The sequence below is a fragment of the Nocardia sp. CDC160 genome (genome assembly GCF_035818795.1).
In the GTDB taxonomy this organism is placed as follows: Bacteria; Actinomycetota; Actinomycetes; order Mycobacteriales; family Mycobacteriaceae; genus Nocardia.
The window spans coordinates 617,286-634,778 of sequence record NZ_JAYKYT010000004.1 but is presented as its reverse complement, the minus strand read 5'-3'; the positions used below and the strand labels follow the sequence as shown (position 1 = coordinate 634,778).

The following is a 17,493-nucleotide window of genomic DNA, read 5'->3' as shown; positions in this document are numbered from 1 at the left end:
GGTGCCACCGGCGACCGCTGTGTCGCTCGTGGTCGGGGTGCCGAAGGCTGTCGTGGTCTCGGTTGCCGACGTGATCTCGGCGGTTGACGCGCTCTCACTGGTTCGCGCGGTGTCGGTGGTGGGCGCGATTTCGGTGGTTCGCGCGATGTCGGTGACGCTCGCAGTGCCACCGGCGGTCGCTATGTCGCTCGTGGCCGGGGTGCCGGAGGCTGGCGTGGTCTCGGTTGCCGCGGTGACCCCGGCGGTCCGGGACGGCGGGGCGGCGGGGGCTTCGGTGAGTCGCAGTGCGCTAGACATGGGAGTTCCTCCTGTCGGCGAGGTCGGCCTGTTCCAGGTCCTGGGCTCGGGCGACCTCGTCGTGCAGTAGCGACCAGACCTCGTGGCGCAGTTCGCGGAATCGCTCGCTGGAGCGGATATCGCCGTTCCCGTCGCGATCGAGGTCGATATCGACCACGGCCTTGATTCGGCCCGGCCGAGATGTCAGCACCGCGACGCGTTGGCCCAGGTAGACCGCCTCGTCGATGCCGTGGGTGATGAACAGCACGGTCTTGCCGGTGGCCTGCCAGATTCGTAACAGCTCGTCCTGCAATGACTCTCGCGTCTGCGCGTCCAGGGCCGCGAAGGGCTCGTCCATGAGCAGCACCTCGGGGTCGAAGGCGAGGCTGCGGGCTATGGCCACGCGCTGCTTCATGCCGCCGGACAACTCGTGCGGATACCGGTCCCCGAATCCGGCCAGCCCGACGAGTTCCAAGTAATGCTCGGCGACCTTTCGGCGCTCGCGTCGCCGAATTCCTTTGGCCTCCAAGCCGAATTCGATATTGGCGCGGGCCGTGCGCCACGGCAGCAGCGCGTACTGCTGGAATACGATCCCGCGATCCAGCCCCGGCCCGCTGACGGGCGCGCCATCGAGGAGGATCTGCCCCGCGGTGGGTTTCCCGAGTCCGCCCAACAGATCCAGCAGCGTGGATTTGCCCGATCCGCTGGGCCCGACCAGCACGAGGAATTCCCCGTCCCGCACCTCGACGGTGATATCCGACAGTGCGGTGAAGGCCTCGCGCTCACCCCGCACCGGGAATTCCTTGCGCACCCCGGCAAGCGCGAGTTTGACGGTGTCCGTGCTCATTTCGCGATCGCCTCACCGCTCGGCCCGCTGGTGGCGGGGTAGGTGCCATTGGCGTAGGGGTTGTCCTTGTTGGTGTAGAGGTCCTTGGCCGCGAGCTTGCCCGCGGGCAGTTCGCCATTGCGGACCAGCCAGTCGATCCAGATCTGGAGTTCCTTCTCGGCGACCACACCGCCGGGCACCGGGATGCCCGAGCTCTTGTAGTACTGCAGTAGCGAGGTGTTCTCGTTGCGGCCGCGCTTCTGAATGATGTCGGCGAACTTGGCCACCACCTCGTCGCGCGGGGTCACCTGCAGCCAGCGGGTGGCCCGGGCGGTGCCCTGCACGAAGTCGGCCACCGCGTCGGCGTGGGATTTCAGATAGTCGTTGCGGAAAACATAAGTGCCGTAATCGAATTGCCCGAACAGATCCTTGTCGGTGTAGAGCGGATGCACACCGCCGCGCCCCACCGCGGTGTCGCGGAAGACACCCTGCAGGGCCGCCACATCGATCTGCCCGTTGCGCAGCGCGTCCTCGGTAGTGGCGGGCGGCAGCACCACCAACTGCACCTGCTTGATCTCGGCGTCGCTGAGCCCCTGATCGTGCAGCCACTGCCGGGTGATGAATTCGTGGTGCGCGCCGAGGGTATTGACGCCCACCTTCTTGCCGATGAGATCGCGCGCGGAGACGATGCCGGAATCGTCGCGTACGAAATATCCGGTGAAGCTCTGCTCATCGGCACCGTAGGAGCTGAGCACCGCGGTGACGGGCGCGCCGCCCGCGACGAGCTTGATGACCGCGCCATTGAAGGCGCTGCCGAATTCGACCTGCTTGGTGGCGGCGGCCTGAATATTGGCCGGGCCGCTGGTGGTATCGCCCTCCCAACGCAGGCCGATCTTCTTGAAGTACCCGAGGTTCTCGGCCAATTCGAAGGCGGACACCTGGCCGGTGCTGCCCTGGTAGCGGACGACGGTCCTACCGTCGGCGGTGGTGCCCGCGTCGGTCTTGGCGCAGCCCGTCAGGACCACGACCGCGCTGGTGACGGCGAACGCGGCGGCCAGGGCGCGCCGCACCCGGGGGCGGTGGAGAGGGAATGCCATGGGGGGCTCTTTCGGTGAATGTGTCTGTCGCACGGGGTGATTCGAGAGCGAGGCGACAACAGAGCATCATGGGATTCCTTCGCGGGGACTGGGAGCCGAGGGGATTCGGGAGTGGTCACATGCTGCGACGGCCGCGAGGGCGCGGCAATCGCCATTTCACGATGTGGAAATCAGCGTGAGCGCAATTCGGCCGTGGAAAGCGCTGGGCCGCCGCCGGTTTGGAGCAGCGGCGCGATGCGTCCGGCGGCAATGCGCATGGCGGGCACGACCGCGCGAATGAGCTCGCTGTCCAGCCGCGCCGAGCGGGCCTGCACCGCCAGCGCGCCGTGCACCTGCCTGCCGGGTCCGACGATCGGCACGGCCAGGGCGCGGATCGGGTCCTCGGTCTCGATGAGCTCCGAGGCGAACCCGGTGCGGCGCACCCGGTCCAGATCGAGGTCGGCGGCCGCGCGGGCGGGGGAGTAGGCCAGCAGCGCGTGCCCGGTGGCGCTGGTCCGCAGCGACTGGCGGGTTCGGGGCACCTGGTGATGGCAGAACGAGACCGGTGGTCGCGCCTGGAACACGGTCACCGCGTCGTGGTCCTCGAGCACGCTCACGCTGACCGTGATCCGAATGCCCGCGGCCAGCGCGTAGAGATGCGGTGCCACCGAGTCCAGGCCCAGGCGGGTGAGCGCGGGCCGGGCCAGGGTCGCCAGGCCGTGCCCGACCCGGTAGCGGTCGGTCCCCGGATCCTGCTCGAGCAGGCCGCCGCGGACCAGGGCCTGGGCGAGCCGGTGCGTGGTGCTGACGGGCAATCCGGCCAGCTGGGCGAGATCGCTGAGCGAGAGCTCGGGATCGTCGCCGTGGAAGCAATTGAGCACCGCTACCGCGCGGTCGACCGCGCGTGCTCCGGAACGTGGTTCTTCGGCCATGGACGCACTATTCCTAGGGCTTTGACCTGCGGCAACGGTTGCGCGCAGCGCGATTCGGGCCGGTCGGACCGCGATTTTCGGTGGGGATCGTTTTGTCTTGGGTTTGTATTACGCGATTGGCGTCACCATTTCTCCGTGACGTCCGTCACAAATTCGGGCGTAAATTCCAGAAATGTTATTCGGCGACACTCCGGCGCTATCTGCGCAAACTCTTCGAGTGCGGTAGATACCGTTTTGTCAACCGTCCGTGATTGGGACGTGATTCGGCGTGATTGTTCCGTTACCGTCGCTTCCGGCTCGGATTCCTCCGGGCCCCCGCTCGAATCGCCGAACACCGGAAACCCGTCCCGCGATTCGAGAGCAACCGAGAACCCTGGGGACGGGGCACCGCAGCTGAAAGCGCGGAACGGTGGGCGCAGGCAGGGAAATACTTTATGCATCGCAACCGGAAGCTCACCACCCGCATGCTCGCCGCCACCGCGGCCGTCGGCGCGTTCGTGTCCGTCCCGTTCGCGCTGTCGACGGCGACCGCCTCGGCCGCCGGACACGACTGGGACGCCGTCGCGCAGTGTGAGGCCAGCGGAAACTGGGCCGCCAACACCGGCAACGGCTTCTACGGCGGTCTGCAGTTCACCCAGAGCACCTGGAACGCCTACGGCGGCGAGGGCAATGCCGCCAACGCCAGCCGCGAGGAGCAGATCCGCGTCGCGGAGAACGTGCTCGCCGGTCAGGGCGCGGGCGCCTGGCCCGTGTGTGGCGCGTACCTGTAATCGGGATTCGCGTTCGTCGAAACATCACAATGGCCCTTGTCGCATAACAGCGACAAGGGCCATCGGTGTATTTGCGGAGTCAGGCGTGCGCTTCGTAGATCGCTGTCGCCAATTCGGTTTTCAGCGCCTGGAATTCCGGTGTGGCCGTGACGGCGAGGTCGCGCACGGCGGTGTCGTCATCACCCGGTAATTGGATGCGGCGATCCACGATGACGCGTCCCGGGCGAGCGCTCATGACCAGAACGCGGGTCGAGAGAAACACCGCCTCTTCGACCGAATGGGTCACGAACACAATGGTTTTACCGGCCTCCCGCCACAGCCGCAGCAACTCGACCTGCAGGCGTTCGCGGGTGAGCTGATCCAGCGCGCCGAATGGCTCGTCCATGAGGATGATGCGTGGATCGTTGACCAGCACCCGCGCGATCTGCGCCCGCTGCTGCATACCGCCCGACAGCTCGTAGGGCCGCTTGTCCCCGAACTCGGCGAGCCCCACCAACGCCAGCATCCGCTCGGCTGCCGCCCGCCGCGTCTTCTTGTCCACACCACGACATTTCGGACCGAACTCGATATTCCCACGCACCGACAGCCACGGATACAGCGTCGGGGCCTGAAACACCACACCCCGCTCCGGCCCGGGCCCCTCCACCCGGTCCGCACCCACCAGCAGACTCCCGGTGCTCGGCTCGAGAAACCCGCCGAGCAGTTGCAACAGCGTGGTCTTACCGCACCCGGACGGCCCGACAACACTCACGAACTCCCCGGGGTCGATAACCAGATCGGTGGGCGACAGAGCGACTGTCGGCCCCGTATCGCTCGCGTAGGTCTTGGAGACCCCCGCCAGCACCACCCGATCACGCGCCACCCCACAGTCGCTCGGCCCGGCCGGACCACTAGCGAACTCCGCCGGGCCGCTCAGCTCGGCCGGGCCATTCAGCTCCGCCGGGGCGGTCACTTCGCACTTACCTTCGTAGCGGCGTCAGGGTAGACCGCGGCAGTGTAGGCGTCCGGGGCGGCCAGCGCCTGAATCTCGCCTTGGCGCAACAGGAAATCGGCCGAGGACTTCAGGTCCGCGCCCAGCTGCTTGCCCAGGTAGGCGGGCCCGGCCTGGGTGGCGGCGTCGAGGTAGCCGTATTCGCCGAGTTGTTTGCGCACCTCGGTCACGGGGACGCCCAGCTGGGCCGAGATGCGGGTGGCGGCGGCGTCGGGGGCGGTGTTGATCTGGTTGACGGCCCAGTTCTGGGCCGCGGTCCACACCTCGAGGAACTTCGGGTTGGCCGAAACGAATTCGCTCCGTGCGCCTTCCAGGTCGTAGGTCGGCTTGCCCGCCTTCGCGGTGTCGGCGGCGGTGGTCACCACGTGGCCGTTCTTCACCAGCTCCGAGAGCGTCGGCTCCCAGATGAAGGCCGCGTCGATATCGCCGCCCTTCCAGGCCGCGGCAATGGCGTCGGGTTGCAGGTTCACCAGCGTCACGTCGCGTTCGATTCCGGCGGCGGTGAGCGCGGCGAGCAGGCTGTAGTGCGAGGTGCTCGCGAAGGGCACGCCGATCTTCTTACCGCGCAGGCCCGTCACGCTCGTGATGGCGGAGTCCTTCACCACCAGCGACTCGGCGGCCCCGATCACATCGTGCACCCACACGGCCTTCATGCCGATGTTCAGCGGCGCGGACAGCGCGCGTGCGGCCGCGGCACTCCCGAGCAGTCCCAGATCCAGTGAGTTCGATCCGAACGCCTGAATGACCGTGGCTCCGGAGGCGAACTTGCTCCACGTGATCTTGGCCTTGGGCAGGCAGGTCTCGAGCAGCCCGGCGTCCTTGACCACCAAGTCCCCATTGGGAATGTCCTGATATCCGAGTCGCACTGTCCCGGTGAAGCTTTCGTCCACCGCCACCGGGCAGGCCACCTTGTCCCCGGTGGCCCGGGACTGGTCGGTGCGCCCCGACTGAACGCATGCGGTCAGCGATCCCGTCAGCAGACCCGCCAATGCCACTGCCGCCAAAGCGCGCTTCATGATTTGCCTTTCCAGGGCACGACGAGCGTGCCGATCCAGCTGATGACCGCGTCGAGGGCGAGCGCGGTGAGACCGATGACGATGATGCAGGCCATGGTCAGCGGCGTATTGAGCTGCTGACCGGCCAGGAAGGCGAGCCCGCCGATACCGGGGATGCCATTGTTGAGCTCGGCGGCGACCACGGTCGTCCACGCGAAGCCGATGGCCACGCGAATGCCGCCGATCACCTCGGGGAGCGTGGCGGGCAGCAGGACTCGGGTGATGACGTGCAGCCGGTTCGCGCCGAGGGAGCGCGCCGCATTGATCCGATCGGCCGAAACCCCGTGCACGCCAGCGATGGTCGCGATGACGACGGGCGGGAAGGCGGCCAGGAACAGCAGCCAGATCTTCGAGGTGTCGCCGATACCGAACCACACGATGAGCAGACCGATATAGCCCAGCGGCGGCAGGGTCCGCAGGAAGTTCAGGTACGGGCCGACCAGCGCGCCCAGCGTTTTCGAGGTGCCGAGCACGAAACCCACGAGCGGACCGAGGATTACGGCCGCGCCGGCACCGACGACAATGCGTTGCAGGCTGGCCAGCAGATGCTCCCACAGGAAGTAGTTCTGCTCCCCGGGCACCTCGCGCGGCACGCCCGGAGCGAGCTGATGCCAGCTATTGGCCCGCACGAATGCCGACCAGACCGCGCCGGGTCCCGGAAGGAACTGCGGATCGACCAGTTTCGCGGCGGCGATCGCCCACCACAGCGCGAGCAGTCCGGCCAGCGACAGCACCCGCACCGCGAGCCCGCGCAGGGGACCGATGGGCAGGGCGAGTCGGGCTCGACTCGTGGCGGCGGTGGCCGAGCGGGCCGCTCCGACGCTGATCATGTGATGGTTCCGAGCACGCGGTGGGGACTCACGCGAAGCGCCTTTCTCTCTCGACGGGTGGACCTGACCGTTCCGCTGCGAGACCCGGAACCGTCCGGGCAGATCCTGTCGTGCGCGCGTGCACGCGAACAGGGCCACGCTCAGCGTGATTTGAAGCCGTGGTCAGGCGGTCGGGAGCGGCTGGGTGGGCACGGTGGCGGTGAGCCGCGTGCCCCTGCCGGGCGCGGAGTCGATGGTGAGCGTCCCGCCGATCACCGACAGGCGGTCCCGCATATTCGTCAGCCCGGACCCGTCGGTCGCCCGGGCCGGATCGAAACCACCGCCGGTGTCGGCGATGGTCAGCAAGAGCACGGTGCCGGATTGATGCGCGGTAATGGTGACGGCGGTCCCCGGGCCGCCGTGCTTGGCACTGTTCTGGAGGGCTTCCAAACAGCAGTAGTACAGCGCGGTTTCCATATCGGGGTGGTACCGGCCGATGCTGTCGAGCCGGACGCGCACGGGGACGGTCGAGCGGGTCGCCGCGGCGGGCAGCGCGCCCTGCAGCCCGTCGCGAGCCAGCAACGGCGGATAGATGCCCTGCGCCAGCCGCCGAATCTCGGCTATCGCGGTCTGCAGGAGTTCGCCTGCCTCGCTGATCAATTCGAGACAGCCCTCCGGATTGTCGACGACGGTATGACGGGCCAGTTGCAGCGTGACCGCGACGGCGACGAGCTGCTGTTGCGCGCCATCGTGCAGATCCTGTTCCAGGCGACGGCGTTCGGCGTCGGTGGCCGCCACCAGCCGAGCCCGGGAGGCCGTCAGCTGTTCGGCGCGCTCGGCGAGCAGCCGCTGCGAGGAACGCAGCGCGTCGGCATTGCGGCGGGCGATGAGCGCCATCTCGCGCAGGGTGGCGGCGGTGTGCCAGACCACCAGCAGGATCGGCGCGGCCACGGCCGGGAACCCCAGCGTCGCAAGGTATTTCACGATCGGCGGCGCGGACACCGAGGTGACCAGGGGCATCGCCAGCGCGCCGCAGGCGAACGAGCTGACCAGGGTGCCGACGAAGTATTGCGGCAGATGCCGACGCCGCACGTAGGGCATGGCGCACAGCGCGGGAATGAACGCCGCCACCACGTGCAGCGGCAAGGTCAGCGGCGAAATCCACGACGCCGCAATCGCTCCCGTCCAGATCATGACCGAGATGGTCGCGACCGACCGCTCGAGCGCACCGCGCGTCGCCGACCGCAGCGCGACCAGCAGCACCAGCGCCGCCAGCATCAGCACGCCCAGCATGCTGAGCACCCAGAGGGTGGTCCGCCAGTAGAACACCAGGACATTGAGCACGATGAGCGCCGCATCGGCGATGAGCAGCGCGTAGATCAACTGGCGTAGCCGCCGCCGAGTCACCGCGGCGATGGCATCGACGCTCACGACGGTGTCAGCTGGCTCCAGATGCGCCGCAGCAGTTGCGGGCTCAACGTCTCCTTGTGTACGTAACCTGCTGCGCCACACTGTGATACCTCGCGCGGAAGATCGGATGTGTCATAGGTCGACATGAGCAGCACCGCCATGCCGGGATGCACGGCCCGAATGCGGCGGGTCGCCTCGATGCCGCCCATGCCGGGCATATTGATGTCCATGAGCACCAGCCCGACGGCCGCGTCGCGGGTGAGTTCGAGGGCCGCCTCGCCGCTGTCGGCCTCGCCCGCCACGACGAATCCGACACTGGCCGCGACCATGGCGGCGGCGGCACGCCGGAAGGCGGGCCGGTCGTCGACGATCCACACCTGCACCGCTGCCGTCATGATTGCCATGGTGCGGTCCGGCGGCGCATCCCGAAAGGGTGCACGCACCCCCTATCCGGGTTGGGCGGCCAGGAACATGAGCACGGCGGTGACCCGCTGATCCAAGGTCGGATCCGAGGTCAACCCGAACTTCGCGAAGATCGAGTTGATGTGCTTCTCCACCGCCCGCTGCGACAGGCAGAGTCGTTCGGCCACAATGCGATTGCTGCCGCCGCCCGCGATCTCGGCGAGCACCTGCCGCTCCCGGGCGGTCAGGCGGGCCACCATATCGTCCTCGCGTCGTCGCGACAGCAGCGTCTCCACGATCACCGGATCCAGCACCGACCCGCCGCCCGCCACCACGTGCACGGCGCTGAGCAACTGGTCGAACCGAGCGATGTGTTCCTTGAGCAGGTAGCCGCGCCCGGCCGAGCCACCGTCGAGAAGCCCGGTGGCGTACTGGGGTTCGGCGTAGTGCGACAGCGCGATCACCCCGGTGCGCGGTTGGGTGGCGCGCAATTGCCGGGCCAGGCGGATGCCCTCGTCGGTGCCGGTGGGCGGCATGCGGATATCGGTGATGAGCACGTCCGGCTCGTGCCGGTGTACCAGGTCGACGGTGGCGTCGTAATCGGTGGCAATCCCGACGACCTCGATGGTGTCGTCGGTCGCCAGCGCGCGCAGCAGGCTGTCGCGGATCAGCATCGAATCCTCGGCCACCACGACGGAGACCTCCGGTGTCGTCACACAGACAGGATGCGCCCGCCGCAGGCAGCGGTGCACGGGTACCGGACTACCTGAATCCCGATGTCCCGGATGCGCGCCGAGGGGGTGCACGCACCACGGTCATGAGTGGTATGCGCAGGCTGCCTCCGGAACCGGTCTTGTTCGACCATCGAATCGTCGGACGGTGAAATGGAGGGGATTTCACCGTCCGACGTTTCACATGTGGCGACGCGGGTACGGTGACTCGGAAGGAGACCGATTTCGGGGTAGTCACATCGGTTGGGGATGGGATGGCGAGTCGCAGAACGATTTTGCGCGCGGGGGCGCTGCTGCCCTTGGCCGCCGCCTGCACGCCGTTCGGGGCGGGCGAGAGCGCGGACGCGGTGAAGATAGCCGTGCCGTGGGGTGGTGCGGAACTTCAGGCATTCGAGGCGATCCTCACCAATCTCCGCAAGAGCGGCCAATTCTCGCATCGCACGGTGGTGACCACACTCGGCGACGATGTGGGCACTGTCTTCGCGGCGGGACGATTCGCGCCCGATATCGTGGTCGTGCCGCAAATCGGGCAGATACCACGGTTGGCGGCCGATAACCGTCTGCATGCGCTGGATGAAAAGCTGTGGAGCGACGACGCCAAGAAACCGCGCTACGCCGACGGCTGGTGGCCATTGGTGCACGTCGAGGCGAAAGGCAATCGGCTCTACGGGCTCCCGTTCAAGGCCACCTGCAAATCCCTGATCTGGTATGACCGCACACGCTTTACCCGGCTGAATCTGGCACCTCCGGACCGGTGGCCGCCATGGTTGTGGCCCGCGCTGATGACCAGACTCGCGCGCAGCGGCGTGCATCCCCTGGCGTTGGGTGGTGCGGACGGCTGGATGCTCACCGACTTCTTCGCGAATGTCCTGCTCGCCGAATCCCGGGATACGTATGAGAGCGTGGCGAATCCGAACGATTGGCGACCCGACCAGCGCCGCGCGGAGCTGACCCGCGCGTTGCGCACCCTGGCCAGCATCTGGGGGTTCGACGGCGCGTTCCCGGGCAATATCGGGCGCGCCCTGACCCAACAGTTTCCCGATGCCGTGCGTGCGGTTTTCGGCACCGGCAGCGCGGCCATGGTGGTGGCACCGGACTTCGCCGAGCCCATTGTGCGCGGTTGTTTCGGGGGTGATGACGTGAGAATGGCCGAGACTGTCGGGGTTTCGCTGTTTCCGAGCAATCTGCCGCCCTTCGGGAAAGGGCCGATGATCGGTGGCGGCGACGTCCTGGTCGCGACCCGATCGGCGAGCGCGAAGGCGCTCGAATTGATCGGACTGCTCTCGGGCCCGGAGCTTTTGACGGACTGGATCAGCGCGGGCGGCTTCATCGCGCCGGATCTGCGTGTCCAGCCGGGCTATTCGCCGCTGCTGGATACGACGCTCAATCTCTCGGGCCCCCGGATCCGGGCCTGGAGTGAATTCGACCTGGCCGACCGCATTGGTTCCCGCGGCGGCGACAACCCGCTGTGGCGGGTGATCACCGCGTTCCTGACCGACCTCGACGATCCCGCGAAACGCGAATCCGTGGCGGTCGCCCATGCCGTCGACGCCATCTACGAGCTGGAACACGGCCGACGTGGGTGATTCGACTATGTACACGGTGAAATCCAACGGCCTCGACCTGGAACTGGCCACGCGCCGATTATCGGGGCCGCTGATCGCTGGTCGGCATCCGCGGATCCAGGTGGTGCTGACCAATCTATTCCGCGCTCCGGCATTCGTTTTGATGGCGCTGCTGCTGGTCGTTCCCGCGTTGTACACCATCGGGCTCGGCGCGCGGACGAATCCGGGACTGGCCCTCGGATGCGGGTTGCAACTGGGCGGCGGCACGCTGCTATTGGTCCTCGACCGCAGTCGCGACCGTCGCGAAAGATCGCCGCTCGCAAGGGCATTGCTGATCGGTCTACGGGTGCTGGCGGCCGTGGTGGCGGTGGCCTGCCTGGGCATCGGCACGCGGCAGGTTTGGCGTGGACTCCCGGTCGGCAGCCGCGCCGCGTATCTGCACACCGCGGGCTGGGTCGTGCTCGCCGTGGTGCTGGTCCTGCTGGCGCTGCTGCTGGCTTGGCCCAGCAGGCACATCCCGTGGCTGTGGTGGCCGTTCATCGTCCCGTTCGGGGTCTCGGCGTTCACCGCGGGCATCGCCTTCCGCTTCATTCTCGAAACGACCACCGGTGGACGGTATTTCGATCACGTGGCAACGGATCGGCTGGCGTTCGAGGCGGTTCTGGTGGCCGCCTTCGCGTGGACCTGGCTGGGCCTGCTGATCGGCCTTTTCCGGGCCGCCATCCTGGCCATCGAGGCCGACCCGGTGCGCGCGGGGGAGCTGTATCACGGCCGGGAGCCGTTCCTGCTGTTTCGACTGTGGAAGCAGGTCCGGCCGGTCGCCTTCATCGCGTTTCTGGTCGTATCGGTCGCCGCGGCACGGGTTTTCGACGCGGTACTGGGTGCGGTGCCGCGCTCGCTGCAGCGTGACGTGGGCACCGCGACCGTCGAATGGTGGCGTCTGTCCACCGCCTGCGAGGCGGCCTCGTGCGGTGACGCGGCCGCCTACGCGCTACAGCTCACGGTTGCCTTGATCCTCGCCGCCCTGCTCTCCCAGGATCGGATCAATGCTCGCCGCCCGAGCGGACCCCCGCCGGTTGGCCGCCTGCGGCCGGGCGCTCGCACCCGGACCCGCCTGTGGCGAGCCGTGTTCGTGATCCCGGCCGTGGCCCTGGTGCTCTATCCGATCGGGGAGCTCGTGTACGTCGCCATGTACGGCACGGCTGGCTCGCCAGGCATTGGGGTGCGAGATCTGCTGTCCGATCCGGCACTGCGCCGCGCCCTGCTGACCACCGCCGAGGTGGCCGCCTCGGCGACGGTGATCGCGGTGACATTCGCACTGCCGGTGGCCTATTGGCTCGCGGCGTCGCGGATCCGCATGGTGGTGCCCGGGCTGGTGATCCTGACCGTGCTGCCCGCCCAGATGTATCTCGGCTCGCTGCAACAGGCGATCGGCTCCTTCGGCTGGTTCGGCACGCTGGTGCCGCTCATCTTCACCCATGCCGCCGCCGGTCTCCCGATCTCCATCCTGGTCCTGCGCGGCGCGCTGCTCGCGCCCGCGTACACCCCGGCCGCCGATGCGCTCTACGGATTGGCCTCCCTGCGAACGATTCTCGGGCGCACGCTGTCGGTGGTGGGTCCGGCGGTCGGTGCGGTGGCGGTGCTCGAACTCATCCAGGTGTGGAACGACTTCTTCCTCGGCCTGCTGATCAGCGGTACCGGCGGCAGCCCGTGGTCGCTGCTGCTGTGGGCCGACACGCGCCAATTCAGCTTGAGCTCGGCGCAACTCGCGGGCGAGGCCCTCGTCTCGGCGGTGGTGCCGCTGGCGCTGCTGCTGGTCAGTTGGCGGCGCTGGCTGGTGCCGGGATTGACCGGGGGAGCCAGGATATGACCACCGAACAATCCCAGAGCGGGAGTGCCGAATCGGCCGAGCTGGCCCGGGAGAGCCGCTCGCTCATGGCCACACCCAAATCGACGGTGTGGCAGATCCTGCTGAACGTGCCCGCGACCCTGGGCCTCGGTCTCGTCGGCGTCCTAGGCACCAACCTGCTCACCGACTCGTTCAAACAGAATCCCTTGGTTCAGTTCGTGATCGGCGGCGTCGGGTGGGTAGCCTTGCTGCTGTTCGTGGCCGGGCTGTCGGCGAGGGCGTATCTGTTCGTCCGGGAACATGTGGCACCGCCACGAGAGCCGGAACAGCTGCCCGAACTCGGCGGGCCCTGGGGACCGGCATCCGCGCCCGTGGAGCGAAACGACCTGGCCGACCGGAGCCGGTGGGCTGCGGCGGTACTGCGCGATATGCCCCTGCACACCCATGAACTCCCGGTACTGCTGGACGTGCTGTCGGCAAGTGCTGGCGCGCGGATGCCCGGCAGTGATGCGGGCGCGCCGGATGACGGCATGCCCTCGGCGCCAACACTGTTGGGTGACCTCGTGGCGGACGAGGTGCTCGGCCGATCGACCGGCAGCCGGTACCTGCTGGCCAAGGTCCCGCCCGTGTCGCAACAGCCCGCCACCGGAACACCCGAATGGCGCGCCGCCCTGGCCATGCTGCTGCGCCGCCACGCCGAGCAGGCGACCCGCTGGGCCCGGGCGCTCAACGTACCCGCCACCGCCGCCACGGCCCGAGCCTGGTTCACCGACGAGGAGCCGCGACTGTGCCTCCTGTTGTCGAACTGCGCGAGACTCGAGGGGCTCGTGCAGGTCCGGGCGGTGGCACCGGACCTCGTTGCGATCGCCGACGCGTTGGATATCTGGTTCGCGCGCTGCGGGGAAGCGGAGGACTTTTCGGGCCACGAAGTCCGGGAACCCGACCGGTTGAGTCCCGCCGCGGCGATGGTGAAGATCGGTGAGGAGACCAAGTCCGGGCTCGTTCGGGCGCTGGCGGCCACCCGCGCGGACGGCGGCCCGCAGGCGTCCCCGCGCTACGGCCCGCGCCCGCTGTCCCGCAGCCTGCGCGCCCGCGCCCTGCACCGCCAGGCCCTGAATACCCTGGGCCCCAGTGAAACTCAACGCGAGGACGCGATCAACCTACTGGAACAGGCGTGGTGGCTGCTACCCCGCGAGGACGTGGCGGGCGAAGTATGCGCCTTGGCGAACATGGCGATCGTGCACCTGCTGCAAGGCCGATACACCGCCGCGCGAGACCGATTGGAATTGGCCGACTCCATGGCCGCGGACGGCCGAGATCCCGTGGGCGCGGCCCACGTGCACGAGATCGCGGGGGCGCTCGACTGGGCCTCGGGCGAACTGCGGCACGCGGTCGGGCGCTGGCAACTCGCCCTCGCCGAATGGCGGGCTCTCGCCGACGATCTCGGCACCGGGCGCTGCCTGCAACACCTGGGCTCGGCCGTGGTCACCGAGCCGTCGCTCGCCGCCACCTTGATGGATGCCGAACACGTCAATGGCCGACCGCTGCATCAGGCGGCCGGATGGCTGGTCAAGGCCAAACAGCTGAATACGAAACTGACCGCCGATACTTGCGGGGCTGAGCTGCTTCGCAAACTCAGCCTCGAAAATGGATCCCCCGTGAATACTCTTCCCGAATTCGATCGGTGGCCATTACCGCCACCGGATCAGGCGGGAACGTCGGATTGAGCCTCGGGCTGCGGCAATTGGCGGCTGCGTCGCCACGCCGTCCCGAGCGTTACCGCCGCGGTAGCGAACATGCCGGTCACGACGAGGACGGCGAGAAAGAGGGAAAATGCCCAGCCGTCTCGCCCGCCGCCGCGATACCAGATCGCCACGGCGGCCACCACCGGACCGGCGGTCAGCAGTGCGGGGAGCAGCGAAATCAGGCCGATGCCCACGAGCATCGGGGTGGGCGGCGGCTGCCGAATCAAGGACAGCCAAGCGTTGAGTCTCTGGTTTTCGCCCGGTAGAAAAGCTGATTCGCCCACGACTTCCACACCTCCGGAGATGGATTATTTGCTACCGCCTGCGCAATTTCCGGAGGTTAGAATACTCAATATTTCAGTTTTCGACGGACATTCGCGCATCCACCACCAAACCGATTACTCCCACGCCGAGCAGAATCGCGGTGACGATCAGCTGAGCGGGAGAAGTTCGGTTGGTGAGAGCATCGCCCAGCAACACGGTGCCGACCGTGCCCGGAATAATGCCGAGGAATGTCGCGATCAGATAGGGCGTCAGCCGGATCGAAGACAGCGCAGCGCAATAATTCACGATCGAGAACGGCGCGATGGCGATGAGCCGCAGGGATCCAATGGCCAGCCAGCCGCGCCGCGCCAGGCGAGCGTCGACGGCCTGCACCGCCGGATGCGTCAAACGGGCCCGCACGCGTTCGTGATCGAGGGCCCGCACCAGCCAGAGTGCCAGCACCGCACTCAAAGTCGTGGCGGTGATCGCCAGCGTCAACCCCTCCGTAGTCCCGAACAGCATGCCCGCGCTGAGGGTGAAGATCGTGCGCGGGAACGGCGCGACACACACCAGCGTGTGCACCGCGAAGAACACCAGCGGCAGGGTCGGCCCGACCGAATCGGCCCACTGCCGGATCTGCTGCGGTGCCGGATGCGGCGCGAACGCGGCCACGGCGAACAGCAGTCCGCAAGCGATCAGCGCGATCAGCGTGCGCGGTTGACGGAGACGGTTGAGCAGCGCGGATACTCGCTCGATCGGCTCGCGGAGGGTTGTTGGCACCGCGCCAGGTTACCCGCTGGTAGTGAGACTCCAGAGGCGACAATCGAAACCGGGCCGCTAGCATCAGGGGAAAGACCATGAATGCTCGTTAACCAAAGTGGTTGTTGACCTGGGCGAATGCCGGGAAATCGACCATCCGGTCAGGGAGTGGAAGAAGGACAAAGCAGCTATGCCGATTGCTTCCGACTCGGATACCGATCCGGTGCCCGAGTATGCCGCCTGGCGCAAGGGTGTCGCCGGGGTGCTGGCCAAGGCCCGCAGGGTGGATGCGAGCGACTTGCCGGATGAGCCGGAGAAGCTGCTCGCGGTCACGACCTACGACGGTCTGACGGTCAACCCGCTCTACACGCGCCGCGATGAACTGCCCGAGCAGCCGCTGCCCGGGCAGTTCCCCTACGTGCGCGGTGGCGACGCCACGCGCGATGTGCATCGCGGTTGGTACGTCAGCCAGCGCTTCGGCAGAGCCGAAAATCAGCACCGTGGCGGAGCTGATGCCAAGGCCGTGAACGCCGACATTCTCTTCGCGCTCGACAATGGCGTGAGTGCCGTGTGGCTGGGCGTCGCCGAGCGCGGCGTGCCGGTCGAGAGCCTCGGCACCGCGCTGCAAGGCTTCCTCTACGAGCTGGCCCCGCTGACCCTGGACGCCGGTCCGGCCGCCAATGAGGCCGCCGCCCAGCTGTTCTCGCTGCTCGACGGCTACCAGGCCCCGAACCGCAAGGACATTCGCGTCTCCCTCGGCGCGACCCCGCTGACGAGCCTGTTCGCCGGTACGCAGGCCATCGACCTGGACGGCGCGGTCGCGCTGGCCCAGCAGGCGGTGGCACGCACCGAGACCGTGCGCGCGATCACCGTGTGCGGCGTGGCCTTCCACAACTCCGGTGCCTCCGACGCCCAGGAACTGGGCGCGGCCGTGGCCGCCGGTCTCGAATACCTGCGCGCCCTCACCGACGCGGGTGCCGATATCGCGGATGCGCTGGGCCAGTTGGAGTTCCGCTTCGCGGCCACCGACGACCAGTTCGAGACCATCGCCAAATTCCGTGCCGCCCGCAAGCTCTGGGCCCGGGTCGCGCACGTGTGCGGTGCCCCGGCCTTCGGCAACGCGCCGCAGCAGGCGATCACCTCGGCGGCCATGATGAGCCAGCGTGACCCGTGGGTGAACATGCTGCGCACCACGCTGGCCGCGTTCGGCGCGGGCGTCGGCGGCGCGGACATCGTCACCGTGCTGCCCTTCGACGACGCCCTGCCCGCCGGGGAACTCGACGTGTCCAAGGCGTTCTCCGAGCGCATGGCCCGCAACACCCAGCTGCTGCTGCTCGAGGAATCGCACCTCGGCCACGTGCAGGACCCGGGCGCGGGCTCCTGGTACGTGGAGTCGCTGACCGAGGAACTCGCCGCCAAGGCGTGGGAGTTCATGCAGGAAATCGAGGCCGCGGGCGGGTACCTGGCCGCACTGCAGCAGGGTCTGCTGGCCGAGCGGATCGCCGAGACCAAAGCCAAGCGCGATTCCGATGTGGCGCACCGCAAGACGGCCGTCACCGGCGTCAACGAATTCCCGAACCTGAGCGAGAAGCCGCTGTCGGAGGCGGCCCGCGCCACCAACGGCACCGCCCGCTACGGCACGGCCTTCGAAGCGCTGCGCAACCGGTCCGACGCCTACCTGGCCGCCAACGGGGTGCGTCCCCGGGTGCGGCTGGTACCGCTGGGTCCGGTGGCGGAGAACAATGTTCGTGTCACCTTCACCACCAACCTGCTGGCCTCCGGCGGTATCGAGGCGGTCACCGAGGCCGGTCCGTCGATCGCCGTGCTGTGCGGCTCCGACACCCGCTACGGCACCGATGCCGGTGCGGCGGTGCAGGAATTGCGTGCGGCGGGCGTGACCACCGTGCTGCTGGCCGGTCCGGAGAAGGCGGTCGCGGAGCTTTCCGGGGCGGATCGCCCGGATGGCTTCGTGACGGCGCGCATGGATGCGGTGGCGGCTCTGTCCGGCCTGCTCGAAAAGCTGGGAGCGTAGA

The 17,493-nt window shown here is 68.0% G+C and carries 15 protein-coding genes and 1 pseudogene; 5 read left to right on the top strand and 11 right to left on the bottom strand.

The features are described from left to right. Nucleotides 1–289: 289 nt before the first annotated feature. The 3 genes from VMT40_RS24465 to VMT40_RS24455 form a co-directional block, all read right to left on the bottom strand. Nucleotides 290–1,123: an ABC transporter ATP-binding protein gene (locus VMT40_RS24465; RefSeq protein WP_326361048.1), complete on the bottom strand. Its 834-nt coding sequence runs from the start codon at nt 1,121–1,123 to the stop codon at nt 290–292. Further along, nucleotides 1,120–2,199, bottom strand: coding sequence for an ABC transporter substrate-binding protein (locus VMT40_RS24460; protein WP_326361046.1), 1,080 nt, complete (start codon nt 2,197–2,199; stop codon nt 1,120–1,122). The genes VMT40_RS24465 and VMT40_RS24460 overlap by 4 nt, the downstream gene beginning before the upstream one ends. Nucleotides 2,200–2,369: 170 nt before the next feature. Continuing rightward, on the bottom strand, nt 2,370–3,110 hold the full coding sequence (locus tag VMT40_RS24455) for an IclR family transcriptional regulator (protein ID WP_326361045.1): 741 nt from the start codon (nt 3,108–3,110) through the stop codon (nt 2,370–2,372). A 434-nt stretch (nt 3,111–3,544) separates the two neighbouring features. Here VMT40_RS24455 and VMT40_RS24450 point away from each other — a divergent pair. Further along, nucleotides 3,545–3,877, top strand: a pseudogene (locus VMT40_RS24450) (transglycosylase family protein); the annotation flags it as partial. Between the two features lie 82 nt (nt 3,878–3,959). Here VMT40_RS24450 and VMT40_RS24445 read toward each other — a convergent pair. From VMT40_RS24445 to VMT40_RS24420, 6 genes are all read right to left on the bottom strand, one after another. Continuing rightward, nucleotides 3,960–4,742: an ABC transporter ATP-binding protein gene (locus VMT40_RS24445; RefSeq protein WP_326361741.1), complete on the bottom strand. Its 783-nt coding sequence runs from the start codon at nt 4,740–4,742 to the stop codon at nt 3,960–3,962. An 86-nt stretch (nt 4,743–4,828) separates the two neighbouring features. Further along, nucleotides 4,829–5,887 carry a taurine ABC transporter substrate-binding protein gene (locus VMT40_RS24440; RefSeq protein ID WP_326361044.1) on the bottom strand — a complete coding sequence of 353 codons (1,059 nt, stop codon included), beginning with the start codon at nt 5,885–5,887 and terminating at the stop codon, nt 4,829–4,831. Next, the gene (locus VMT40_RS24435; RefSeq protein WP_326361043.1) at nt 5,884–6,756 is read right to left on the bottom strand and encodes an ABC transporter permease; all 873 of its coding nucleotides are present in this window, start codon (nt 6,754–6,756) and stop codon (nt 5,884–5,886) included. Before VMT40_RS24435 ends, VMT40_RS24440 begins: the two co-directional genes overlap by 4 nt. Before the next feature lie 162 nt (nt 6,757–6,918). After that, on the bottom strand, nt 6,919–8,166 hold the full coding sequence (locus VMT40_RS24430) for a sensor histidine kinase (protein WP_326361041.1): 1,248 nt from the start codon (nt 8,164–8,166) through the stop codon (nt 6,919–6,921). Continuing rightward, nucleotides 8,163–8,540, bottom strand: coding sequence for a response regulator (locus tag VMT40_RS24425; RefSeq protein ID WP_326361040.1), 378 nt, complete (start codon nt 8,538–8,540; stop codon nt 8,163–8,165). Before VMT40_RS24425 ends, VMT40_RS24430 begins: the two co-directional genes overlap by 4 nt. 51 nt (nt 8,541–8,591) lie before the next feature. Continuing rightward, nucleotides 8,592–9,263 (bottom strand): response regulator transcription factor, encoded by a 672-nt coding sequence (locus VMT40_RS24420; protein WP_326361039.1) that lies wholly within the window; start codon nt 9,261–9,263, stop codon nt 8,592–8,594. A gap of 269 nt (nt 9,264–9,532) precedes the next feature. Here VMT40_RS24420 and VMT40_RS24415 point away from each other — a divergent pair, with 269 nt between their 5' ends. From VMT40_RS24415 to VMT40_RS24405, 3 genes are read left to right on the top strand one after another with little or no spacing between them, the layout of a single operon-like run. Then, nucleotides 9,533–10,864 (top strand): ABC transporter substrate-binding protein, encoded by a 1,332-nt coding sequence (locus VMT40_RS24415; protein ID WP_326361038.1) that lies wholly within the window; start codon nt 9,533–9,535, stop codon nt 10,862–10,864. A 16-nt stretch (nt 10,865–10,880) separates the two neighbouring features. Then, nucleotides 10,881–12,713, top strand: a complete 1,833-nt coding sequence (locus VMT40_RS24410; protein WP_326361037.1) for a hypothetical protein — start codon at nt 10,881–10,883, stop codon at nt 12,711–12,713. After that, the gene (locus VMT40_RS24405; RefSeq protein WP_326361036.1) at nt 12,710–14,419 is read left to right on the top strand and encodes a hypothetical protein; all 1,710 of its coding nucleotides are present in this window, start codon (nt 12,710–12,712) and stop codon (nt 14,417–14,419) included. The genes VMT40_RS24410 and VMT40_RS24405 overlap by 4 nt, the downstream gene beginning before the upstream one ends. Here the strand turns inward: VMT40_RS24405 and VMT40_RS24400 are convergent. Continuing rightward, nucleotides 14,398–14,721, bottom strand: a complete 324-nt coding sequence (locus VMT40_RS24400; RefSeq protein WP_326361035.1) for a hypothetical protein — start codon at nt 14,719–14,721, stop codon at nt 14,398–14,400. The two genes, VMT40_RS24405 and VMT40_RS24400, sit on opposite strands and share 22 nt — an antisense overlap. A gap of 73 nt (nt 14,722–14,794) precedes the next feature. Continuing rightward, entirely contained in the window at nt 14,795–15,481 is a 687-nt protein-coding gene (locus VMT40_RS24395) for a TVP38/TMEM64 family protein (protein WP_326361034.1), read from the bottom strand. 169 nt (nt 15,482–15,650) lie between these two features. Here VMT40_RS24395 and VMT40_RS24390 point away from each other — a divergent pair, with 169 nt between their 5' ends. After that, on the top strand, nt 15,651–17,492 hold the full coding sequence (locus VMT40_RS24390) for a methylmalonyl-CoA mutase family protein (protein WP_326361033.1): 1,842 nt from the start codon (nt 15,651–15,653) through the stop codon (nt 17,490–17,492). Nucleotide 17,493: the final 1 nt, after the last annotated feature.